Here is a 23,679-nt window from a genome sequence, read left to right as displayed (position 1 = left end):
TGGCAATCAGCAGTTAGTTAATCAGCACTTGAGACTGAAGGCAGACAGGGGTTACCTACGGGAGTAGCACAGCTGAACTCTAGAATAGGGGCATGATTGTACGCCGCCTATTTGTTGCGTTGTTGCTGTTGAGTTGTCTGCTGCTGGGCAGTTGTACCAGTCAACAGTCAGACGTGATTCGGTTAACGCTTTGGCAAGGGGTCAATCCGCCGCCTAACCGAGACGTGCTGAATGAGTTGGTCAAGCGCTTCAACGCCACTCACCCTGACATTCAAGTTGACTCGTACTACGCCGGTCAGGCCGACCAGCAAATTCCCAAGATTCTGGCGGCGGTTGTAGGCGGCGCCCCTCCTGATTTGCTGTGGTTCACGCCAATGTTGACTGGGCAACTGGTCGAGCTAAATGCCATTCGGCCTCTGGATGATTTTCTCAACACCTCAAGCACTGCCCAAGAGCTTGATCCAGCGCTACGCGAAAGCATGACCTTCCAGGATCAAGCTTGGTCTGTACCCTTCGGCGTCAACAATGTCGGTGTCTTCTATCGGCCTGACCTGTTTGCTGCAGCCGGAATTACAGAACTCCCCCAGACTTGGCAGCAATTCCGTGAGGTGGCTCGTCGGCTCAGCCGCGACACCAATGGGGATGGACGCATTGACCAACACGGTATTTTCCTGGCCCTGGGCAAACAAGAATTTGCTGTGTTTACCTGGCTACCTTTCCTATGGAGTGCGGGTGGAGAATTGCTCAGCAATAATCTGCCCAACCTGGAAACTCCAGAAGCTGCTGCCGCTCTGCAACTGTGGGTTGACCTGCTGCAAGACGGTTCGGCGGTTCTCTCGCAGCCTGAGCGCGGCTATGAGACCGACTACTTCTTTGCGGGTAAGGTAGCAATGCAGATTACGGGCCCCTGGACCCTGGGGCAGTTCAAACAGGTCGGCGTCGATTTCGGCGTGATGCCTATCCCTACGGGAACTAAGCCTGCGACTGCGATTGGTGGCGAAAATCTGTTTCTGTTCAAGACTGACGCCAAGCGTGAAGCCGCCGCCTGGAAGTTTGCTGAATATGTGATCAGCGAAGATTTTCAGACTTATTGGGCCACGCGCACCGGCTATTTGCCGGTCAATCTCAAGTCGCGTCAAAGCCCTGAGTACCGTGACTTCATTGCTCAACAGCCGGCCCTCAAGGTTTTTCTAGACCAAATGCAGGCCGGGCGCGTGCGGCCTTTGGCGCCCACCTATCCTTATCTCTCTAGAGCCCTGGGACGCGCTTTGGAAACCTCACTACTGCAGAAAGCCACACCGGAACAGGCATTGACCACCGCCCAAGACAATCTGAATCTAGTACTAGCAGGGCGTTAAATGCATTCAGCGAATGCTCAGGCTGCCTCCACTGCCTCCATCACCGCTCTGGTCTTAGCGGGTGGGCAAAGCTCGCGTATGGGCCAGGACAAGGCGCTCATTCCTATCCAAGGCGTGCCCTTGCTGCGCCGAGTTTATGATGTGGCAAGCCAGTGCAGCTCAGCCGTTTGGGTCATAACGCCTTGGCCAGAACGCTACCGGCCCCTGCTACCGCCCTGTCACTGGGTTCAAGAAGTGCCCTTGCCGGGGGAAACAAAGCCGCATGGCCCCCTGGTGGGCTTTGCTCAGGGATTGGCTCAAGCTGAGACCGAATGGGTGCTGCTGCTAGCTTGTGACCTGCCACGGCTGCAAGCTCCCGTGCTGCAAGCTTGGGCGCAGAACCTCAGTCCCGGCAATTTAGCCGTTGTGCCCCACGAAAAACAAGGCTGGCAACCTTTATGCGGCTTCTACCACCGAGATAGCTATCCTGCCCTTTGTAATTTTCTGGCCCAAGGCGGACGTTCGTTTCAGGTTTGGCTAGAGGAAATTCAGGCCAAGCCTTTGCCACCTCTCAGCTCAATTGCAGGTGCAGATCCTGATATGCTGCTGAACTGCAACTTGCCTGAAGATTTAGCCCGCGCTGAACAGTAGAGCTGAGCAATAGGGGAGTGTTAGGAGACCAGGGTCAGGCCACGCTGACCCAGAAACAAGCTTGACTGAATTTCTAGATGTATTTTCCTGGATCTATCGGAGGTCTCTTGCCTTTTTGTCATCGGTTTAATGCAAATTTGTAATATTCAATACGTTTGTAAGATTAAGCTTCGTTAGACTGGGAGGCTAAATTGAAGCGACAGGTAAGCTTTTTGCGACCTCAATCTCCCCCTACGTCTTTGCCGTCTACTGCTCCCGTCTCTCCCCCAGCTAACTCCCAAGCTACCTATCAAGACGCGTATTCGGATATGTCCTACATAACTCCGGGCAAGGTCTATCTAGTAGGAGCCGGTCCTGGTGATCCGGGATTGATGACCCTGCGAGGCAAAACGCTACTAGAGCACGCCAACGTTGTAGTTTACGATGCCCTAGTCAGCCCAGCGATCCTCAGCATGATTGGGGCTCAGGCTGTGCAAATTTACGGGGGTAAGCGTAGTGGCAGGCATTCTGCCCCTCAAGCTGAAATCACCCAGCAGTTGATTCAACTGGCTCAAGAACACGCTGTTGTGGTCCGGCTCAAGGGAGGAGATCCCTTTATGTTTGGGCGGGGTGGGGAAGAGATGGCCGATTTAATCGCCGCAGGCGTTCCGGTCGAAGTCGTCCCAGGGGTTACCTCAGGCATTGCGGCCCCCGCCTATGCAGGCATTCCCTTAACCCATCGCGACTATAGTTCCTCAGTTGCCTTCATCACTGGCCATGAAGCAGTCGACAAATATCGCCCTAGCGTTAACTGGCAAGCCCTAGCTAAAGGCGCGGAAACCCTCGTAGTTTACATGGGCGTGCAGAACCTGGGCCGGATTGTTGAAGAGCTATTGCAGGCCGGACGCTCTCCGGATACTCCTGTTGCTTTGGTCCGTTGGGGCACCCTGCCCGAGCAGACTGAATTGTTTGCAACCCTTGCTACGGTAGTGACTCAGATCCAAGTTCAGGACTTCCAACCACCTGCAGTTGCGGTCATTGGTGAAGTTGTCAACCTACGCCAACATCTCAAGCCCTAACGGGAGACCCAGCGTAGCCAGACGGGGCCCCGGTCGTAAACATACACGTCGGAGTTGCCTTGGCGGTTGGAGACGAAAGCAACATAGCGGCCATCAGCGCTGAGTGTGGGCGAGGACTCAACTGCTGGGCTATTCAATCCGGGTAGCCCCTCGGCGTTGAGCAGTTTTTGACGTCTCAAGTCGTAGAGGTAGATATTGCCCTGAGAGACGAAAGCCAGGGTTCGACCATCGCTGCTAAGGCTAGGCGACTGCTTAGGCACTCGGTTGTTCAGCCCGGGAAGGTCACTGGGCTCAGTCAGACGCTTGCGCCGCAGGTCATAAAGGTAGAGGTCAGGAATGCCGTTGCGCTCCGAGATGAAGGCGACTAGCTGCCCATCCCCACTGAGACTGGGCCCTAGCTCACGTTTAGGGCTGTTGAGACCTGGAAATTGGGTCGAGGCTGGAGGGCGTTGACCGGCTAGGTCGTAAATGTAAATATCAGCATTGCCAGTGCGGTTAGAGGTAAATGCCAGACGTTCGCCCTCGGCGTTTAGGCTCGGTTGCTCCTCAGTCGCGCTGGTGTTGGGTCCTCCTACCGCTGGAAAGTCTAGCAACTCTCCCTGACGCAGGTTGTAAAGGACAAGGTTTGGGTTGCCGCTGTGGTCAGTCACCAGGGCCTCGATGCGCCAGTTAGCGCTAACGGTGGCCTGGCTGCCCCCTGGTAGTGCTCGGTCGAGAAGCTGCTGTTGGGCTAGATCGTAGATGCGGGTTTGAGAGCCGCTTTGCCAGAGTAAGCGTTTGCCGTCCCCACTGAGTACGGGGGCAGAGTCATTGGCCGGTGTTTGCAGTTCCGGTAGGTCGGCTAGGCCAGGTTTGAAATGACGATACTGCCAGAGCGTTGCGATTCCAGCCCCGGTTGTGATCAATCCCAGCAACACCGCTAGCAGCAGTAGCGGACGGCCAGCGGTTCCCGACCAGTAGCGCAAGCTCCGCGGCTGCGTCCGCTCAACCTGAATCAGCTCCTCCCGACGGCGACGGGCAATCGACAGGCTGTTGCGGATTTCTGCGTTAAATGGGTCGAGTTCGATGGCATGGGTCAGAGCGTTAATGGCTTGCTCTAGCAAAGACAGCTCGGCGCTGCCATTGGCCTGCTCTAGCAACACCAGCCCCAGTTCTTGATAGGCCTGTGCCTTGGTTCCGTCCTCCGCCAGTAAAGTTGCAGCCCGACGAAAGGCAGCAGCAGCCTCGTCGAAGCGCTCGACTCGCCTGAGCGTCTGGCCCAGTTGCATCTGGAGCTCACCGTGGGTGGGAGCCAGCCGCAACGCAGCCTCTAAGCTAGCTAGGGCCTCCGGAAACTGACGGGCCTGGTTAGCTCGCTGGGCCTGCTCTAGTAACTGACCGAGCGTTTCCCGGTGGCGCTGTCCTGCTGTAATTGTTTGGCCATCGGCTTGAATGACCTCCACGGTGAGTGGGTAGCGCTGAGTTACCACCTGGCTCTCGCCGCGAACCGTGATCGTATGCTGAGCGATCAGCTCAAAGTGAGTAGTGTGGTCGAGCGCAAAGGCCATCTCAGAGCGTTGCAATGGCCAGGTGTAGCGGTCTCGCCCCATGTGCAATTCTAGGGAAGATGCCCCAGCAGGCTCAACCTGCAAGCGCACCGTCTGCCCTGGGCCAATCTGCAATTGTGAAGCGGAGAACGAACGCACCAAGGGCTTGAAGTAGCCCAGGCCCAAGTCAGTCGGGTCAGTGGTTTCCTGAAGAACTTGAGGGTGCTGAAAGACAGAAGGAATCAAGTGAACGCTGGGATACTCGCGCTCACAGTTGCGCAAAACCGCACAGGCCCGGCGGTTGGCGGCATGCAGGTCTTCGCCTTGAGCGAAATGAACTAAGAATTCTTTGAGAAAGACCTCGGCTAACTCGTTGTGGATCGGCTCGCGCATCACTAGAGCTTGCGGCAGCCCCAATCGAATTAAGCTGCGGGCAATATCGACGCCTGTGCAGGAGTTAAAAATGGCAACACGTAAGCCATTGCGACAAGCTACAGCAAACTGTTCAGCAATGCTCTCAAAGGGCACCGTTGTGTGCGGCGCAATCGCAATCTGTCCCCCCATGTTTTCAGAAGCATCACTGTGACCTGCAAAAAACAGCAAGTCCCAGCCCTGCGGATCGCATAAAGCCTCCCGAATCGCCCGCAGCATATCCTGTGGACGCAAAGGCTGTGGTGCCTCGCTGCTCTGCGCCAGGGTACGCAGACTCAGAAAGCGAATCTCCCCGTAAACCGTCTCCCGTAGAGCCTGCTCATCTCCAGCGAGGTTAATGCCAAAGTCATCGCCGAAAATCGCCAGAATCCGAACCGGTTGGCTCTCGTCTCGCCGCCGCGCTGGGGCTAACTGGCAATATTCCGGTTGGGCTCTGCTGACCCGTGGCAGGCGTTGGGAGCTGTGTCCATCCGGCCCCAGAACGTTCCAAAGTTCCCAGGGTAAGTATTGCAGCTCGCCAGCTAGCTCTAGTGAGAGGGTGAAATCGCCTGAATGTGAATGCCGCAACTGTTCGCGTAGCAAGTCACGAACGGGCACAAAGCTACTCTGTAGGAGCCATCGGTCAAACTGCTGTCGCAAGCGGCGTTCCGCCCGCTGCAGCTCTTGGCGCTGGTGGGCCATCTCCGCCTCGGTGGATGGCGGGGGTAGCGGTTGGCTAGCGGTTGATAGTCCGGGAACCGGCAAGGCGGTTGTGGTCAGGGTTCCTTGTCCAGCTCGTCGTGCTCTCGTGGTCGAGCGCACATCACGGTAATAGGTTGAGTAGAGTGCTCGCCACTGGGCGCAGGCTGCCATCAATTCTGGTGAGGATTTGAGGCGACCATGCTGAACGCCAAAAGGCGTGCGCAGGTTGAACGTGCAGTCTAAACTTCCCAGCTGAACCTGTTGAACAACGAGTGTGAAATGTTGACTCATGAATGTACGGAGCTACCGAAAAGGCAGGCAAGCTCTCAACGCTCTGACCAAGCTCAACAGGGAAGTTGTTTACGCCCGGTATTATAGCGGATCAAGTCGATCGACAAGCTCAGTGTAGCTCTAGGAATTTAGGCTCTGGCATTGTGACGCATATTCCTAGCGTTCCCCAAACGGATCTGTTAACGCACCTCGAACGGATCCAGTGTCCTGATCAGGGTTTTCGGTATTCTTCAGCACTAAAACTAGCCTCTTGTTACGTTAATTTCATAGCGTTCATGTAGAAATGTAATTAAGGGCACCGCCCATGCGACTGGAGCAGTTGCAGGCTTTTTTAGCAGTGGCTGAGTCTGGGAGCTTTCAACAAGCAGCTCGCAAGTGTGCTTGTTCTCAGCCGACCATAAGCCGCCAGATCCAGTCTCTGGAGGAGCAGTTGGGCCTGTCTCTGTTCCACCGCTCTAGTCAAGCGCGTCTGACGGTTGGCGGGGAGCGATTTCTTGCCCATGCCCGTCGCATTTGCCAGGAGTGGAGCAGTGCTTGTAATGAACTCAGTGATTTGCTGGCTGGTCGTCAGCCGGAGCTTTGTATTGCTGCCATTCACTCGGTCTGTGCTGGCTACTTGCCGCCTGTGCTGCAACAATTTTGTCAGAGTTACCCTGATGTGCAACTGCGGGTAACTTCCCTGGGTAGCGACCGAGCCCTCAAGGTACTGCGGGACGGCCTAGTGGATGTCTGCATTGTGATGCATAACCGCTTCTTGACCAGCAGCGCCGAGCTAGTGGTCGATGTTCTCTTTGAGGAGCCAATCCTGGCCTTAATGGCGGCTGACCATCCGCTGGCTCAGTCCTGGGCCTGGACCGACGGTTTGCCCTGGAGCGAGGTGGCAAACTATCCGCAGGTGGTCTTCAAAGATGGCTACGGGATGCGACGATTAATTGAGGAGCAGTTCGAACGGCTGAGGCTGACTTTGCACTCAGCGATGGAACTTAATACCTTAGATGCCTTTCGAGGGGTGGTGCGCCAAGGTGACTTGGTGGCTCTCCTACCCCAATCAGCGGTTAGCGAAGCGCTTAACGATCCAGGGTTAGCGGTGCGCAAGTTGGGAACTCCCGCACTCAAGCGACAAGTTGTATTGGTAACGACGCGGGACCGTCTTGCCATTCCGCCCATCCAGCACTTCCGCGAGCTGGCAAATCACTACATCCGTTCTCAGTTGCTGAATGCGGCCCTGCCACTCTCTGTGCCTCAGCTTGTCCGCTAGGAACTGCTGCTCTCTACAAGCTGTACCTGCGAGCCAAAGTCTATGAGCCAAGCATTTCGCGACCTGCTACGCAAGATTGGCAGCGGTCCCCATACCAGCAAAGACCTGACTCGCCAAGAGTCGGCGGCAGCGACTGAGATGATGCTGACAGGGGTAGCAACGCCTGCGCAGATTGGTGGTTTTTTGATCGCCCACCGCATCAAGCGCCCTACCGCTGCAGAGCTGGCCGGCATGTTAGATGCTTTTGACCATTTGGGACCCCGCTTGGCTGCGGTTGACAGTTATGAGCGTCCAGTAATGGTGTTCGGCATACCCTATGATGGCCGTTCACGCACTACTCCCCTGGGGCCGCTGACCGCGTTGATTCTAGCGGCCGCCGGACAGCCTGTACTGCAGCACGGCGGTGATCAGATGCCAACTAAGTATGGATTGCACTTAGCGGCTGTTTGGCGCGGCTTAGGGGTTGCCTGGGAGAACCTATCTCTGGAGCAAGCCCAAGTAGCTCTAGCCCAGACCGGCATTAGTTTTGTCCATTTGCGCACTCACTTCCCGTTGGCTCAGGAAATGGTGACCTATCGAGAGCAAATTGGCAAGCGGCCTCCCTTTGCCACGTTGGAGTTGTGCTGGTGCCCCTACGCGGGTCCAGCTCGCGTTGTATCTGGTTTTGTGCACCCTCCTACCGAAGCCTTAATTCGAGAAACGTTGCAATTGCGGCACGGTCCCAATCCGCCTAGCTACTTAATGGTCAAAGGCTTGGAGGGTAGTTGTGACTTGCCGCGGGAGCGCGTGGTGATTGCGGCAGCTGGGGAACCCTTCGAGCGCCTGTTGCTGACTCCTCGAGACTTCGAGCTAGCCGGGAACGATCCGCCATTGCACTCACCCGCTCAAGTCCAAACAGACCTGCTGGCTGTCCTGGCAGGGGAGGCAGGGCCATTGCTCGACTCTGCTGCTTGGAATGGGGGCTTCTACCTGTGGCAATCTGGTTTGGCGAAGGACATGCAGGCCGGTCTCACGCTAGCCACGAGTCTGCTTAGCGAAGGTCATGCCCTCGCTAAGCTGGAGGAACTGCGTGTCTTCACTGCCGAGGCGGTGAGTGGTGAGACACCTGTTGCCCTGATACCAAGCTGAGACTGGAGCAGACTGCTTGTAGAATAAGACGCCTAACTAAAAGCCTCAAAACAGTTCCTGCTGGTTGGAGCTGTTCCGTATTCACGATGAATCAGATCGCCCCGCAGACCTATCACCTGAGGGTTGAGCGTCAGGGCAGTCAATATCAGGTCACGCTTCAAACGCCGCATAAGACCCTAGAAGGCGTATTGGCGGAGCCTGCTGAGCTAGAACGGCTGCATGAACTTTGGCGCGAATGCTACCGCAACTATTACAGCCTGCTGGAGTCTGCCAGTTTGGCTGCATTTACCCAGAACCTTTACGCGCTCAATCTAGATGAGTACCGAACTGACCTCTGGGAGGCGGAGACGGTGCAGCGGCAGAGTTTTAATCAATGGTTGCGTCAGGCGGGTTGCGCTCAGGTGCGTGACCACCTACGTCATCTAGCTACTCAACAGGTAGGGAGCAGCCAGACCAGCCAAGCCAGTCAGACCAGTAGGCCAAGCTCCAGCCGCTCCACCCAGCCTATGCTTCTGGCTTTGAGTCTCAACGATCTGCTGCTACAGGCATTGCCCTGGGAAATTTGGGAAGTGCTGCGAGCCCCCAATGGACAACCAGCTTTTTCAGTTAGCCGTGTGCTGGATAACGGCCAGATTCCTCCTGCGCAATCTGGCCCAGCTCCCCCTTCACGCCTGAAATCTCGCCCTCTGCGCCTTCTATTCGTGGGCGATTGGGATAACTTGCCCCAGCAGATCCAGGCTCGACTGTATGGTCAGGTTTATGCCTTAAAAGCAGAAGCAAGCCTAGAGCAGATTTGCCGAGCCCTGCGTGCTCCCCAAGGCTGGGACTGGTTGGCTTGGCAAACACCTGAGTCTTCGTGTCTGACTGCGTTAAAAGGGGTCCTTGGGCAAGCTTTGGCTGAAGCGACTCAACGGGGATTGCGCTTAGCGTTACTGAACACAGCCGATGGATTGACGGCAGCAACTAGCTGGCTCACTGCGGGCCCACTTCAAGCGGTGATCTTGCAGGAACCAACCCCTGCGTCTGTGGCCACCGTTTGTTTAGGCGCGCTCTTGGCGAACCTTCTAGAAGGTAAAACCCTGTTGGCTGCTCTCTCGCAAGTGCGGCGAACTCTAGAGGAACAGGACCTGGAATATCCGGTATTGCATCGAGTTCCTACTTTGTTTCAGCATCCTACTTTGGCTTGGGAGGTTGGCGAGCTTGCGCCTGATTACCCTGGCCGCTTGGTGCAGACGTTCCGAGTCGAGCCTGTGCAAATTGCTCCCGGTGACAAAGTCGTCCTGACTGTGGAGGCTCCCCAAGCTGACGCGCTGACTCTACGCTTCGAACCGGCCGGTACGCTCCAACGTTGTCCGTTGCCCGTACACTCTCAAGAATTCACCTTCAACGAGACTACTCGTCTGAAATTGGTCGCTCAGCGCCAATGGGCGAATCGAACGATTGAACAGGTTTATAGTTGCCAGGTGTTGGTACAGCCTCAGGCTCAGCAAGCGGAAGCTGGGGCGGGTCAACCGCAAGTCATTAATGTGGATCAGTTGCTCGCTCAAGCTCAGGCGGCTAACGATCGTTTAACGGCGTTGGGCCTGTTGCAACAGGCGGTCACTCAAGCTCCCAATCATCTACAGGCACGGCTTGAACTGGGTCGTAACTGTCGAAAATTGGGTCGAATGTCAGAAGCGATTGCTGCATTCGAACAGGCTTGTCGTTGTGCTCCTAATGATGCTGAAGCTCATCGAAGCCTGGGACTGCTACTGTTGGGGCAAGGACAACTAGAGCGGGCTGAGGCCCACCTGCGCCGCACCTTAGCGCTCGATCCTGAGGATCAAGAAGCCCGACGTAATTTGCTGGTCATTGAACGCCGTTGGGCAACTGGTACGGCTTCTTCAACAGCACAGACTCACAGGCAGTGGCGTTCATTCTCCAAGGCCAAACGTAGACGCCAGGGATCGAGGCATTACCAGCAACGCTACATTTGGTTGACACTGTTGATCCTGTTGGCACTATTGGCTTGGGTCATTCAACAGCGGCCTCCAAACCCCTATTTTCCCAGCCAGCCGCCTGGGATCAAGCGCCCTTAATCTCTAGAATCTTGACCGAATTAACGTAGAATGATGGTGGAGAACAGGCTCAATTCACTATGAAAATCGCCCACGATATCACAGAGTTAGTTGGTCGCACACCCCTGGTGCAGTTGAATCGCATCCCTCAGAGTGAGGGGGCGGTGGGCCGAGTGGTTGCCAAGCTGGAGAGCATGAACCCAGCCAGCTCTGTGAAGGATCGCATCGGCGTCAACATGATCAAGACGGCTGAGGCTGAGGGACAAATTGCTCCCGGCAAAACTGTTTTGATTGAACCGACTTCGGGCAACACCGGAATTGCGCTGGCCATGGTTGCTGCGGCTCGGGGCTATGAGTTGATTTTAACGATGCCCGAAACTATGAGCACCGAGCGTCGCTCTATGCTCAAAGCCTTTGGCGCACGGCTAGAACTGACCCCTGGCAATCTAGGCATGCGGGGCGCGATTCAGCGAGCTGAGGAGTTGGTTCAGGACTTGCCCAATGCTTACATGCTCCAGCAATTCCGCAATCCAGCTAACCCTCAGGTGCACCGGGAAACCACGGCGGAGGAGCTCTGGGCTGATACTGATGGGCAAATCGACATCTTGATCTCAGGTATAGGCACAGGCGGCACCCTTACAGGCGTGGCTGAAGTGATCAAGTCGCGCAAGCCAGAGTTTCAAGCGATTGCTGTAGAACCCAGCAGTAGTCCAGTGCTGAGTGGTGGCACACCCGGCCCTCACAAAATCCAAGGCATTGGGGCTGGTTTCGTACCCGAAGTTCTTGACACCAAGTTGATTGACGAAGTGTTTGTTGTCCCAGACGACCTAGCAATCCAATACGGACGGCGGTTGGCTCGGGAGGAAGGCTTGCTGAGCGGTATTTCCAGTGGGGCTGCCGTTTATGCTGCGGTTCAAGTTGCCAAACGTCCTGAGAATGCAGGCAAGCTGATTGTGTTCATTCAACCCAGCTTCGGCGAGCGCTACCTGAGCACGGTATTGTTTGCTGATCTAGAGCGGGAGTTGGTGAGCGTAAACTAGCAAGCGTTAGTCCTAGAGCTAAAACCTCCAAGCAACATCTCTAAAAAACACAGCAGGGACTCTATCGCTCAGCTTTAAGGAGCAGACAGAGTCCCTGTTGTTATTGAGATTTCCTCGTTGTTCACTCACTCAATTCAACTCAATTTACCTCAGACAAATTGAGTAAGGCGAATTAAGTAGACTGCAAAGTTATCGAAGGCTAGCTATGAAAAATCATGCAACAATAGCAACAATAATTTAGTAATATCAATATCAGTTGACTGTAATGCTTTCTTGATTATTTCCAACTAATCTTAATTTATCAGGAGCAATTATCAAGAACGACTATTAAGAACAAGGGACTACTGTAGTGGACCACTGTAGGGACGAAGCGGTCTTGTCCCTACCTACAAGTTGCAGATACAGCTACGCCAATATAAATTAGCAACATTGTCCGTCAAGTCGAGCTCAAAGGGTGTTGGTCAAGCTGTATTTGAGCTCTGTGGCTGAGAGACCTTGAATGCAGGAGCGAATGACCAGCGGGTCACTACCGAGGTGAATGGTTGCCTTACCAGAGCGGCTGATGCAAGCAAGGATGCTGCTAACCTGATTGGCAGGCAGACTCGGCACATGTTGACTTAAGCAAGAAGCAACATACTTTGGACGATGGTTGTTGCCTTTGAAAATAGTCACATCAAAAGATGGCTCGGTTGAGGCGCTGGTTCCAGAAACTTGAGAAGGCATAGGTCTCCCGAGGCTCGTTGATGTTTGCTGACGGAACTGACTCAAAACTCTAATTCAAGTTAGCGAGAGCGCTTCTTACGCCTTCTGGCAATGGCCTTACGCTTGCTTTTCTCAGCAGGGGTTTCGAAATGACGCAGGCGCTTTAAATCAGCAAAGATGCCTGCTCGAATAACATTTCGTCTGAAGCGGCGTAAGGCTGACTCAATTCCCTCATTTTCGCCAACGAACACTTGAGTCATATTGTTTATTCCGTAGGGTGAACAATCAAACGACAAACAGCAGGGAACCCACATTGGAATCCCCTGCTGCACTTGCCGTTAGGATGCCATTAAGCGCTCAAAAGCCTTGTGAGCTTTAGTAGCGACGGCCCCCAGAGAAGTTACCGCCAAAGTTGCCACCGCCGCCACCACCACGTGACTCACGGGGTCTGGCTTTGTTTACTTTGAGGTCACGCCCCATCCACTCTGCTCCATCCAGGGCACTGATGGCAGCGTCCTCATTAGCTTCGTCTTGCATTTCCACAAAACCGAAGCCACGTAGACGACCTGTTTCACGGTCTGTGGGCAGTTGGACACGCTTGACCGTGCCGTATTCAGCAAAAATCTCGCTGAGGTTTTCCTCAGTAACATCGTAGGAAAGGTTTCCAACGTAAATACTCATTTGCGCTTTCTCCAAGCTAAGTAATGGGACTCAGATTCGGAGAAAGACTGTTCAAAAGTGAAATTGTGCAATCTACCGACCGAACTTAATCTGATCTCCATCATAGCCTCTGAGACTGAAATGCTCCTGCGAGTTCACTCTAGCCAGACGCTATAAACGTTGGCTGGAGGGACCTAGACCTGATTATTAAGTTTTTTAACGAGGTGATGCGTAGCGCCAGAAAGGTGTGCTTCTGCTGTCCCACCTTTTCATTGAGTGCGATTGAGTGCTAACGCCAATCATCAATCACAAAAACGTCCGCTCGATTGTGTCCGGGTTCATTGGGCTTATGCATCGCCAGACCTAATCTTTCGGTGCGCAGGCCATAGTCAAGTAGCTGCTGATAGGCGCCTTGGCGGCTAGTATTGACCCCCGCTAAAAGTTGCGAGCTGCCCATACTTAGGCAGAAGTTCTCACAAGCATTTAGCAATTGGCCAAAGATTTGAGCTGCACGCTGGACAGGACGAACGGCCCCGAACTTGATATAGGTTGATTGGCTACCAGCTTCAGTGTTGGAACCGCAGTGGCAAACAGCAAATGCTGACAGTTGTGCATCGTCCCACAGCAAAATAGTATCGCCTAGGTGATAAGTGGCAACTGCAACGATTTCGCGTTCTAGGTCTAAACCTGGATAAATTTGGTCAGTCAAGGTGCGACAAGCATGCAAACACTCAACTCGCTCAGGTTCAGATAGTTCCGAATATCGGATGCCTTGCATAGTTGGATTTGGTTGGGCTGGCTGCACTGTCTTGCACATTAGAGCCGTGAGGAATCGGGGCCAAAACCCGAATTTCTGATACAGATGAACGTGCATAGGGCTGTTGGGAAAGGTCATAAACCCTGCCTGTTGAATACCCTGTTGCTGTAGGTAATCTAGGGTTGGTTCAATCAACTGCTGAGCTACCCCTTTACCCCAATAATCAGGGTGAACCGTCAGGGGACCAAAGCCACCAAAGCTACCCCACGTAAAGGCAAAATTCGACCCTATTAACTGCCCATCCAGTTCTGCCTTAAATGCTGCTTTAGGATCAGTAGACCAGCGTTGCATGTAAGACCGATCGCCAAAAGCCTGGGACGGATCGCTTACACCGAGAAAAGTCCCGAAAGCAAGGCGAAAAATATAATCGGCCCGAGCAAGATCACTCTCTTGCAGCGGGCGAATTAAGATATTCATAAGCTGAGCAGTCTAGCAATTTGCAGTTAGGCCAGCCTACTCTAGCCCAACATACCGTTGAAGAACTCTAGAGTTTCCTTGAGCGTCTCGATGAAGGTATCGATTTCTTCACGCGTGTTGTAGAAGTAGAGGCTAGCGCGAGCCGTGGAACTGACGCCTAAGTAGCGATGCAATGGCTGGGTACAGTGGTGGCCGGTGCGAATCGCAATCCCAGACTGATCTAACAGAGTTGAGAGGTCTTGAGGGTGAACCTCCCCCGCGGTAAAGGAGGCCAGAGCAGCGCGATGAGCCTGTTTGGGATGAGGGCCATAGGTTTTAATCTGTGGGATCTCAGCCAAACGCTCGAACAGATAATGAGCCAATTCTTGCTCATAGGCATGGATGCGCTCCATGCCAAGGCCAGAGAGATAATCGACTGCTGCACCCAGTGCAATCGCTTCGCCAATAGCCGGAGTTCCCGCTTCGAACTTATGAGGCAAATCGGCATAAGTTGAGTGATCCAGATACACGTCCTGAATCATTTCGCCCCCGCCAAAGAAGGGCGGCATTTCGCGCAACAATTCCAGCTGGCCATAGAGGAAGCCAATGCCAGTTGGTGCGCACATTTTGTGGCCTGAGGCAACTAGCCAATCGCAGCCAATTGCTTGCACGTCTACAGGCATATGAGGCACCGCCTGACAGGCATCGAGCAGCACTCGCGCCCCAACTGCATGGGCTTCGCGCACGATATCTTCGACCGGGCTAACACAACCCAGGGCGTTAGAAACGTATACCGTCGTCACTAACTTGGTGCGATTTGAGAGCAAGCTCTTGAACTGCTCAAAATCGAACTCGCCCGTTTCAGTTAGCTCGACAAATTTCAGCACTGCGCCTGTGCGTTGCGCCACCATTTGCCAGGGCACCAAGTTGCTGTGATGCTCCATCACACTCAGAATAATTTCATCGCCCGCTTGCAGGCGGTTCATGCCCCAGCTATAGGCAACTAGATTAATCGCCTCAGAAGCATTGCGAGTGTAGATGATCTCTTTGCGAGAGGCGGCATTGACAAAAGCCGCAACTTTATCACGTGCAGCTTCGTAAGCATCGGTGGCCCGAGCACTCAGCGCATGCACACCTCGATGCACATTGGCATTATCGAATTTGTAATAGTGCTCTAGGGCATTGAGGACGGCAAGAGGTTTCTGCGATGTAGCCGCATTATCCAGATAAACCAAAGGCTTGCCGTTGACTTCCTGATGCAAAATTGGGAAGTCAGATCTGACCTGAGCTGCAAGCGTTTTTTGCTGAGTGAAGGTCATCAGAAAAAAGGGGGGTGAGATTAATAGAGTTTGCGGTTGATGGCTTGATCGGCAGCCGCTCGAATTGCCTCAGTCGGTGCTAGGTCGATCACTTTAGCTAGATAGCCTCGCACAATCAATTGCTCAGCAATGGCCTTAGGAATGCCGCGTGCCATCAAATACAGCACCTGTTCCGGATCGATTTGCCCCACTGTCGCGCCGTGGGAGCACTTTACATCATCCGCTTCAATTTCCAGAGAAGGCGTTGAGTCAGCCCTGGCTCCCTCGCTCAAGATCAAATTGTTATTGAGCTGGTAGGCATTAGTCAGCTGCGCTGCTTTTTTGACGAACACCGAGCCTCGATAAACCGAGCGAGCCTTGCCGGTGAGAGCACCTTTGAAATCTAGATTGCTAGTGGCGTGGGGAGCACTGTGGATTTGCTTGGTTTGGTGATCAAAATGCTGACGCTCACCTCCCAAGTAGGCGCAAGAAACCCGAGCGTCTGCCCCAGTTGCTTGCTCGGTGCTCAGCTCCAGCCTTGTAAAATCCCCACCTAAATTCAACAGCACAGCTTGCAGACGACTGTCGCGTTCGTTCTTAAAGAACTGATGGCTGAGATGGCTAGCTCCGCTACCCCACAGTTGCACCGGCGAATAGAGCACTTGGGCATTGTCCCCGGTGTCAATTTCAGCAGCATGACTGCAAATCAGTTCGGTACCCTCAGGCGACAGAAACCACTCGATCACTGTGACTTGAGAACCCTGCTCTGCTACCACATGCAGATGAGGCAACACCGTCGTGCGGGGACGATCTACCCAATGCACGATCTGGATTGGCTGCTCCAAATGCGTGTTGCGGGGCACATAGAGATGAACCCCACTGTGGGAAAAAGCGTAATGGAAGGCTGCCGCATGGCTTTGAGTAGGTGGAACGAGCTGCCCAAAGCTCTGCTCCAAAACATGCTTGGGGTGCTTGAGCGCTTGCTCAATGGGCAGCAGTTTCGCGCCTGCCTCATTCAGCTGCTCGGCGTCTAGTTTGGCGAGATGACCATTGATGAACACCACCTGAACGGCTTCCGGCTTCAGCTCTGCTGGCCATTGCACTTGGCTTAAGTCGGCGTCAGAAGCAGGCAGATAGTCAAACTCACGAAACAGCACACGCTCCAGACGACGATGGCTGTAGCGCCACTCCTCTGGCTTGCGCGTGGGCAAGGGGGTATTGTCGAAAAACTCAAAGCCCTGTTGCCGCACCGCCTGAAGCCACTGCGGTTCAGCGGTGTCCAATTCAAACTTCAGCGGTGCAATCGTCTGCGTCACGGCCAGTCCCTTCTGCTCACTATGCTCACTGCGTCCCTAACTCACGGTCTTAACTCGGAGTTCTAACTCACAACTCCACCCTCACCCCCTCTTAGCAAGTACTAGGCAAAGGGGGTGGGGGATAGGTTTCGGAGTTGTTTAGCCGATCGAGCCTTCCATTTCCAGCTCAATCAGGCGGTTCATCTCAACGGCATACTCCATCGGTAGCTCTCGCGTAATCGGCTCGATGAAGCCTGCAACCACCATACGCATGGCTTCCTCTTCGGTTAGTCCACGCGAGGTCAAGTAGAACAGCTTCTCTTCGCTGATCTTGGACACCGACGCTTCATGGCCGATATTGGCGGTGACGTTATCGATCTCCATGTAGGGGTAGGTGTCGCTGCGGGACTCGGAGTCCAGCAACAGAGCGTCACACTGCACGGTGCTTCGGGCATTCGTGGCTTCAGGCGTTACCTTGACCAGGCCACGATAGCTGGTGCGACTCTGGCTTCCGCGAGAGATCGACTTGGAAACGATGCGCGAGGTGGTGTTAGGCGCAACGTGGACCATCTTGGCTCCAGTGTCTTGATGCTGATCTTCGCTGGCATAGGCCAGACTCAGCACTTCACCGTGAGCCCCTTCGCCCATCAGCCAAACCGCTGGGTACTTCATGGTGAGTTTGGAGCCCATGTTGCCGTCGATCCATTCGACGGTGGCGTTTTCGTAAGCGTAGGCCCGCTTGGTCACCAGGTTGTATACGTTCTTGGACCAGTTCTGCACGGTCGAATAGCGAATCCGGGCACCGGGCAGAGCGACCAGTTCAACCACGGCGCTGTGCAGAGCATCTGCGGCGTAGACTGGAGCCGTACAGCCCTCGATGTAATGCACGTAAGCGCCTTCGTCAGCGATGATCAGCGTGCGCTCAAACTGACCAGCTTTGTCAGCGTTGATCCGGAAATAGGTTTGTAGGGGAATATCAACGTGAACGCCTTTGGGCACGTAGATGAACGAGCCACCCGACCATACAGCTGAGTTCAGCGCTGCAAACTTGTTATCGCTAGGTGGAATAATCGAGCCGATGTACTTGCGCACAATATCTTCGTGCTCGCGCAGACCGGCATCCATGCCCTTGAAGATAATGCCCTGATCTACTAAGTCCTGCTGCAGGTTGTGGTAGACCATCTCGGAGTCGTACTGAGCGCCCACACCCGCTAGAGACGCGCGCTCAGCTTCGGGAATGCCCAGACGATCAAAGGTGCGACGCACTGAGTCGGGAACATCTTCCCAGCTACGAGCCTCCTTAGTGGAGGGCTGCATGTAGTAGTAGATTTCGTCAAAGTCGAGCCCTGATAGCTCACCACCCCAGTTGAGCATCGGCATGTCTGCAAACAGCCGATAGGACTTCAACCGGAACTCCAGCATCCACTCGGGCTCTTGTTTGCGGGCAGAGATGGCTCGCACCACTTCCTCATTTAGCCCTTTGGGAGTCTTAAATAGATAGTTCTCTTCGTCGTGGAAGCCGAACTCGGTTTCGTAGTTTGCCTGACGCTCAAATTGAAGATCAGGGCGCTTCGAAGGAGTGCTAACCATAAGAATCGGGTCCGTTCGTGTTCTCTACTAGGGATTTTTGAAAGACTTGTGGCCGGAGTGTCTGGTGGGCTCGGCGGGGTGTGAAACCTATCTGAGTAGCTGTGAAATCAGGCTTCTACAGACACGCCAGCACGGATGGAATCGTAACCTTCGCGCTCGATTCGCTTGGCTAGTTCAGGACCACCTTCGAGCACAACCCGACCGTCAATAAACACCACCACGCGATCAGGGGTGATGTAGTCGAGAATGCGCTGGTAGTGGGTGATAACCAAAGCGCCAAAATCAGGACTCCGCAGGGAGTTCACACCTTGAGAGACAATCCGCAGGGCATCGACGTCCAAGCCTGAATCGGTTTCATCTAGGATGGCAATTGACGGCTCTAGCATCAGCATTTGCAACGCCTCAGCCCGCTTCTTTTCGCCCCCGGAGAAGCCGTCATTGAGATAGCGCTGAGCAAAGGAGCGGTCCATCTCCAACTGCGCCATCTTCTCTTCCATCAAGTCTTGGAAGTCAAAGATGTCCATATCCCGGCCCCTAGCTTTTAGCGTGGTGCGCAGGAAGTTAGTAATCGTGACCCCGGGAATTTCGTGGGGATATTGAAAGGCTAAGAACAGACCGGCACGGGAACGCTCAGAAGGGTCCATCTCCAGCAAATTGTCTTCTCCCAGGAAGACCTCACCGCTAGTGACTTGATATTTGGGATGACCCATCAGCGTGTAGGCCAGCGTAGACTTGCCGGAACCATTGGGTCCCATCAGGGCACAGATCTCACCCGGACGGACCTCCAGATCGACCCCCTTAAGGATAGATGCCCCCTCAACGGTGGCCTTCAGGTTACTGATGCGGAGCGCCTTGCTCACGAGCGATCTTCCTCCCCTGCCTGCAAGTTCATGCGAGTTGATAAAATTAAGGCAAACTTGAATATACTAAAGCAACAAAGCTGTTACTTTTCTCTAGTGTAGCCTACATTGGAAACATTGATGTTGTCAAAGTCCGGCTAGAGAACTAGAGAAAACATCGGAGTGAACGTGCACCCCTGGGGAGCCAAACCTGTGACAGCGACAGAACCCTCCACCAAACAGGACATCCTACGGCATCTGCGACAGCATCCGCAATCTACAGCACATGAGCTAGCGGAGCGCTTAGAGATTACCGTCCAAGCTGTGCGTCGTCACCTCAAGGATTTGGAGACGGAAAACTTGGTGCGCCACACGCCGGTCCAGGTAGGGATGGGGCGACCGCAGCATCAGTACTCTTTGACGGAAGAAGCAGGCCGAACCCAGTTTCCTCAGCGCTACGACGAGTTTGCGGTTGGCATGTTAGCAGTGCTGTCTGAGGAGATGGGGCCAGAGCAACTCGGCTCGCTGCTTCACAAACAGTGGCAACGCAAGGCTTTGAGCTATCGAGCCCAAATCGGGACCGGACCTCTGCAAGAGCGAGTTGCCATCCTGGCCCAACTTCGCCAGACCGAGGGGTACATGGCCGAATATCATGCTGTCGAGGGTGGACGGTTTCTCCTGGTCGAGCACCACTGTGCTATCTCGCAACTGGCTGAGTCTTTCCCGACCGTCTGCGGTCACGAATTAGAAATGTTTTCAGAAGCCCTCTCTGGGGTTGACCAGGTCAAGGTCGAGCGTACGCACTGGATGGTTGACGGTGAGCATCGATGTGGCTACCTAATTTCGGTGCGGGTGCCTGAATTGGAAGAAGGCCCAGTAAGTCAGCTCTAGGTAAGCCACCTCAGGCAAGTCAGCTTCAGTTGAGCCAGCTCTGAAGCTGAGGCATCTCTAAGTTGTAAATGGGTTTAGGGCTAGGTTAGATCCGCTTGGCTTAGAACCAACTGATAGTATCCAAGTGATTACTGTCAACCCAGTACCTAGGGAACAGTGATCCCAGTCTCTAGCACGAAGCGATGCTAGTTAAAGCTGGGTTGACTGGTAGAAGGCTTCTCCGCTCTGAGGGTTTCCTGTGGGCCACAACATACGTCAAAACAAACTGCTGAACTGGTGGGAAGCGCTTGCCCCCATATCGCGCTTCCTAGTGATTGCCCTGGCAATGCCACTGCTCGTGCTCAATGCTCTGGCCTTCTTTCTAACCTTTCGCTATTTCCACGAGCTGTTTGTCGTTGTAATTGCGGCATCGCTGCTGGCCTTTCTGTTGAACTACCCCGTGAGCTTTATGGAGCGGCAGGGTAACCGGCGGGGGCCTGCCGCTGTCCTGGTTTTTTTGGTGACGGTATCAATTTTGCTGGCCTTGGGCGTAACGCTGGTGCCCATTGCTCTGGCTCAAGCTCAACAGTTGGTAGCTCGTTTGCCGGAGTGGATTGATTCAGGCCAGCGTCAGTTGGTACTGCTCAACGAGCAAATCAATACACGCTTTGAAAACTTCAATCTGACGCTGGGTCCGGTGGATCTGCCGCTACAAATTACCAGTCGTTTGAAGGGGCAGTTGCAGGCGATTGCCGGTGAGGTTTTGAATCTGGCGGTGTTCACCCTTACCCGCCTGTTAGATGTCCTGCTCACTATCTTTCTGACTTTCTATCTATTGCAGTATGGGGACCGGCTGTGGACGAGTTTGACCGAGTGGTTGCCGAATGAAATTCGAGAGCCATTTTCGGAGACGTTGCGTCTGAGCTTTCAGAATTTCTTCATCGGTCAGTTTATCCTGGGCACTTGTATGGCCTCGGCGCTGATTCCCACCTTTTTGGTGTTGAAGGTTCCCTTTGGCTTGCTGTTTGGTCTGACGATTGGTCTGATGGCGCTTGTGCCCTTTGGTGGCTCAGTGGGCATTGCTCTGGTCACGCTACTAGTCACCCTGCAAGATGTCAGTTTGGGCTTACGCGTGCTGTCTGCAGCAGTGATTGTGCAACAGATTATTGAGAACTTGATCGCGCCGAGAGTCTTGGGCCGGGTGACAGGTCTTAACCCAGTTTGGGTCTTAATTTCGGTTCTAACTGGTGCTCGGGTGGGTGGCTTATTAGGGGTTGTGATTGCAGTGCCCACAGCCGTTGTGATTAAAGCGGCTTTGATTGCTGTGCGTTCACAAGGGGTTCTAATTTTGAAAAAAGAACCCTCCCCTACGGACTTACCTGCCAATACAGCAAATAGCGATCAGACACCCTCTCCACTTGAATTAAGCCATAACAAATCGAGCCAACCCAGCACAGCTGAAACCACCTCAGTTAGCCACTAAAGGCCGTAGTAGGGTCCATAGTCATAGATTGCAGAGTAGCCATACACACGAGACCTCTCTAGTGTCTATGGCTACTCTTTTGCCAGCAACTCAACAACCCTCAATTTTCTACTCCAGTTCTGACGGCAAGCCCGCGGCTGAGAGCTACGGCCACCTTTATGCTCTGCTAAGTACCTTAGAAGTTCTCAAATAATAGTTACAAGATTTGGGAAGAGCGGCAGGTTCCAGGGGTAGTTTTTGAGATTAGTTCCCAGGACACTAAAGATCACAATTGGGAGTGCAAGAGTATTGGTTGTTTGACCCGAAAGGAGAATGGATCAAAGAGCAGTTGCGGGGCTATCGGCTGCGAGGCGATTTTTATGAGCCAATCACGGACAGTCGGAGTGAACCCCTACAGCTTCGCTTGATAGCAGAAGGGCAACTGATTAGCTTCTATCGAGAAGATAGTGGCGAGAAACGACTGATCCCTGAAGAGCTAAACGCCGCACTCCAACGCGAAATCCAGGCTAGGCAGCAGGCAGAGCGAGCTGAGCGTCTAGCAACTCGGCTACGAGCGCTCGGAGTGGACCCAGACGCAGTTTAGCTTAGGGCTCCTTGCCTTAGGCAAGCTCCTGAGAGACTGGTCTATTGGGCAGAGTAAAGTTGAAAGCTGCCCCGCCCGTGGCCAATGATTCAGCCCAAATGCGGCCACCGTGGGCCTCTACAATTTGACGGCATAGATACAGACCCAAACCAGAACTGGCACTGCGCCAATTGTGGGTACCTCGACTGTGGCGTTCAAACAACTGCTCGCACTCCTCAGCCGTGAGGCCAACGCCATTGTCTTGAACCCGAATCCAGTAGGACTGCCCCCGTTGCTCAACCGAAAGCACAATGTTGATCGGCTCAGGGTTGTGGCGTAGCGCGTTGCCCAGGAGGTTTTCGAGCACCCGTTGCACCTGGTTGGCGTCGAACTCAAGCGGGGGCAAGTCCGTCGGAATAACCAGTTCTAGCTGAGATTGCTGCTCAATCAGTAAAGTCTGAACCGTTGCCACGGCTCCTTCTAAGCTGGGCTGAAGGGGCTGGATCTTGGGGTGGATGCTCGGTCCTCGAGTGTCGTTTTGGTGGACTTCGAGCAGCGTGTTGATCAAGTTGAGCTGTCGCTCGCCTGCGTGGATCATGCCTTCTAAGACAGCACCTTTAAGGGGCGCCAGTTCAGTGGCGCCGAGCGCACGGGTGTGGGTCAGCGACTTCAGGACCATCAACATGCCCATCAGAGGCGTACGCAGATCGTGGGTGAGGGTCGCGACGAATTCTTCCTGCCGCCGTTGGGCAGCTAAGGCGGCTTGCATTTGTTCAAATTGACGACGGGGCAACACAATCATCAGAGCTGGGCGATTGAGCACACCGTTGCGCAACTCATCTCGATTTTGGCGGAATAGCCAGCCAATATAAGTCATCACTACAATGCCGCTGACGATGCTGCCTCCCAACTTGGCAACGGTGTCGGTGTAGAAAAAGTCAATCAAGCTGGGTGAATCGAAGTGGCCGTAGAGTAGCCAAAAGACAATGCTGTCTAGCGCAACGGTAACCAAATAAGCACCAAACAGTGACAAAGGTAAGGGCACTGTTTTGAGCCGGTTCACCAAAAACTGATACAGCCCAACCAGCACCAAGCTATCCACGGTGAGCGACAGGCCCGCCGCCAAAAATTGCAAGGGGTCAGGAACTTTGAACCAGATTTTGTCAGCAAAATCAGGCGAGAAAGTCAGGGGATTAATGGCTTGCAGAGCACTCAAGGCTTGCAAGATGTAGATGGCCCCACAAGCTAGCAACAGGCTGGCAATCGCCTTGCGAGCCTCTGCTGTTCCTTCCAGGGTGTAGAGCAACACAATGCCATTGAGCAGCGCTGCCAGATAAAGCGCCGAGGAACGGTAGACGGCCCAGGTATCTGTGAGCTGTACTGCCAAGCCCGGCGGAAACAGCAGCAAGCAGATGATACCCAGATATAGATAAAGGGGCAGCAACCCCAACCAGACTTTGAGGCGGTGCAGCGCCACCATCAGCAGGCTGACCAGAGCCACCTCCCCAGTCAGTCCCAATATTTGTGCCTCCTGCAAGCTGTCACTTGCCAGTTGACTAACTGAGGTCTGGGCTAGCCCAACCTCGCGCCAAAGCTCGCCGCCTAAAAGCCAGGTGCCCAAGCAACTCAGGGCCCCCAGCAGGCTCAGTTGCACTAGCCGCTTTCTGTTGTGTCTACGCTTAACCGGACGCGCCATAAAGTTTAGCTC

The 23,679-nt window shown here is 54.1% G+C and carries 20 protein-coding genes; 10 read left to right on the top strand and 10 right to left on the bottom strand.

All coding sequences use genetic code 11. From position 1 onward, the window contains the following. Positions 1–92 precede the first annotated feature (92 nt). The 3 genes from H6F94_RS13540 to cobA all read left to right on the top strand — a co-directional run bounded on the left by H6F94_RS13540 (position 93) and on the right by cobA (position 3,046). Positions 93–1,358 carry an ABC transporter substrate-binding protein gene (locus H6F94_RS13540; RefSeq protein ID WP_190802765.1) on the top strand — a complete coding sequence of 422 codons (1,266 nt, stop codon included), beginning with the start codon at positions 93–95 and terminating at the stop codon, positions 1,356–1,358. Next, complete coding sequence (locus H6F94_RS13535; RefSeq protein ID WP_190802764.1) at positions 1,359–1,988, top strand: molybdenum cofactor guanylyltransferase; 630 nt, start codon at positions 1,359–1,361, stop codon at positions 1,986–1,988. 308 nt (positions 1,989–2,296) lie between these two features. Further along, a complete protein-coding gene (cobA, locus tag H6F94_RS13530; RefSeq protein ID WP_190802763.1) occupies positions 2,297–3,046 on the top strand; it encodes a uroporphyrinogen-III C-methyltransferase in 750 nt (249 codons plus the stop codon). Here the strand turns inward: cobA and H6F94_RS13525 are convergent. Then, positions 3,043–5,976, bottom strand: a complete 2,934-nt coding sequence (locus H6F94_RS13525; RefSeq protein ID WP_190802762.1) for a CHAT domain-containing protein — start codon at positions 5,974–5,976, stop codon at positions 3,043–3,045. The genes cobA and H6F94_RS13525 overlap by 4 nt on opposite strands. Positions 5,977–6,280: 304 nt before the next feature. Between H6F94_RS13525 and H6F94_RS13520 the strand changes: the two genes are divergently transcribed. From H6F94_RS13520 to cysK, 4 genes are all read left to right on the top strand, one after another. After that, entirely contained in the window at positions 6,281–7,234 is a 954-nt protein-coding gene (locus tag H6F94_RS13520) for a LysR family transcriptional regulator (protein WP_190802761.1), read from the top strand. Positions 7,235–7,276: 42 nt separating this feature from the next. Continuing rightward, a complete protein-coding gene (locus H6F94_RS13515; RefSeq protein WP_190802760.1) occupies positions 7,277–8,362 on the top strand; it encodes an anthranilate phosphoribosyltransferase family protein in 1,086 nt (361 codons plus the stop codon). Positions 8,363–8,448: 86 nt separating this feature from the next. Further along, entirely contained in the window at positions 8,449–10,440 is a 1,992-nt protein-coding gene (locus H6F94_RS13510; protein ID WP_190802759.1) for a tetratricopeptide repeat protein, read from the top strand. A gap of 59 nt (positions 10,441–10,499) precedes the next feature. Continuing rightward, positions 10,500–11,459 carry a cysteine synthase A gene (gene cysK / locus H6F94_RS13505; RefSeq protein WP_190802758.1) on the top strand — a complete coding sequence of 320 codons (960 nt, stop codon included), beginning with the start codon at positions 10,500–10,502 and terminating at the stop codon, positions 11,457–11,459. A 447-nt stretch (positions 11,460–11,906) separates the two neighbouring features. Here cysK and H6F94_RS13500 read toward each other — a convergent pair whose 3' ends face one another. The 8 genes from H6F94_RS13500 to sufC form a co-directional block, all read right to left on the bottom strand. Further along, positions 11,907–12,182 carry a hypothetical protein gene (locus tag H6F94_RS13500; RefSeq protein ID WP_190802757.1) on the bottom strand — a complete coding sequence of 92 codons (276 nt, stop codon included), beginning with the start codon at positions 12,180–12,182 and terminating at the stop codon, positions 11,907–11,909. A gap of 59 nt (positions 12,183–12,241) precedes the next feature. Further along, complete coding sequence (gene rpsU / locus H6F94_RS13495) at positions 12,242–12,421, bottom strand: 30S ribosomal protein S21 (protein WP_190802756.1); 180 nt, start codon at positions 12,419–12,421, stop codon at positions 12,242–12,244. Between the two features lie 115 nt (positions 12,422–12,536). Next, complete coding sequence (gene rbp / locus H6F94_RS13490; RefSeq protein WP_190802755.1) at positions 12,537–12,842, bottom strand: RNA-binding regulator; 306 nt, start codon at positions 12,840–12,842, stop codon at positions 12,537–12,539. A 268-nt stretch (positions 12,843–13,110) separates the two neighbouring features. Continuing rightward, entirely contained in the window at positions 13,111–14,055 is a 945-nt protein-coding gene (locus H6F94_RS13485; protein WP_190802754.1) for a GNAT family N-acetyltransferase, read from the bottom strand. A gap of 41 nt (positions 14,056–14,096) precedes the next feature. Beyond that, positions 14,097–15,353, bottom strand: coding sequence for a SufS family cysteine desulfurase (locus H6F94_RS13480; protein WP_190802753.1), 1,257 nt, complete (start codon positions 15,351–15,353; stop codon positions 14,097–14,099). A 20-nt stretch (positions 15,354–15,373) separates the two neighbouring features. Further along, on the bottom strand, positions 15,374–16,648 hold the full coding sequence (gene sufD, locus H6F94_RS13475; protein ID WP_190802752.1) for a Fe-S cluster assembly protein SufD: 1,275 nt from the start codon (positions 16,646–16,648) through the stop codon (positions 15,374–15,376). A gap of 138 nt (positions 16,649–16,786) precedes the next feature. After that, positions 16,787–18,217 carry a Fe-S cluster assembly protein SufB gene (gene sufB, locus H6F94_RS13470; protein WP_190802751.1) on the bottom strand — a complete coding sequence of 477 codons (1,431 nt, stop codon included), beginning with the start codon at positions 18,215–18,217 and terminating at the stop codon, positions 16,787–16,789. 107 nt (positions 18,218–18,324) lie between these two features. Continuing rightward, complete coding sequence (gene sufC, locus H6F94_RS13465; protein ID WP_190802750.1) at positions 18,325–19,077, bottom strand: Fe-S cluster assembly ATPase SufC; 753 nt, start codon at positions 19,075–19,077, stop codon at positions 18,325–18,327. Positions 19,078–19,269: 192 nt separating this feature from the next. Between sufC and sufR the strand changes: the two genes are divergently transcribed. The 3 genes from sufR to H6F94_RS32355 all read left to right on the top strand — a co-directional run bounded on the left by sufR (position 19,270) and on the right by H6F94_RS32355 (position 21,992). Continuing rightward, positions 19,270–19,947: an iron-sulfur cluster biosynthesis transcriptional regulator SufR gene (gene sufR / locus H6F94_RS13460; RefSeq protein WP_190802749.1), complete on the top strand. Its 678-nt coding sequence runs from the start codon at positions 19,270–19,272 to the stop codon at positions 19,945–19,947. Positions 19,948–20,185: 238 nt separating this feature from the next. Further along, positions 20,186–21,409 carry an AI-2E family transporter gene (locus H6F94_RS13455; RefSeq protein WP_313949286.1) on the top strand — a complete coding sequence of 408 codons (1,224 nt, stop codon included), beginning with the start codon at positions 20,186–20,188 and terminating at the stop codon, positions 21,407–21,409. A gap of 292 nt (positions 21,410–21,701) precedes the next feature. After that, positions 21,702–21,992, top strand: a complete 291-nt coding sequence (locus tag H6F94_RS32355; RefSeq protein ID WP_242041177.1) for a hypothetical protein — start codon at positions 21,702–21,704, stop codon at positions 21,990–21,992. A gap of 16 nt (positions 21,993–22,008) precedes the next feature. On the opposite strand, the gene H6F94_RS13445 is transcribed toward H6F94_RS32355, so the two are convergent. Next, positions 22,009–23,667 carry a sensor histidine kinase gene (locus H6F94_RS13445; RefSeq protein ID WP_190802748.1) on the bottom strand — a complete coding sequence of 553 codons (1,659 nt, stop codon included), beginning with the start codon at positions 23,665–23,667 and terminating at the stop codon, positions 22,009–22,011. Positions 23,668–23,679 lie beyond the last annotated feature (12 nt).

The sequence above is a fragment of the Leptolyngbya sp. FACHB-261 genome (assembly GCF_014696065.1).
Taxonomy (GTDB): domain Bacteria; phylum Cyanobacteriota; class Cyanobacteriia; order FACHB-261; family FACHB-261; genus FACHB-261.
Note: the sequence above shows the minus strand (reverse complement) of the source record. Positions and strands in the feature narration are given on the sequence as shown.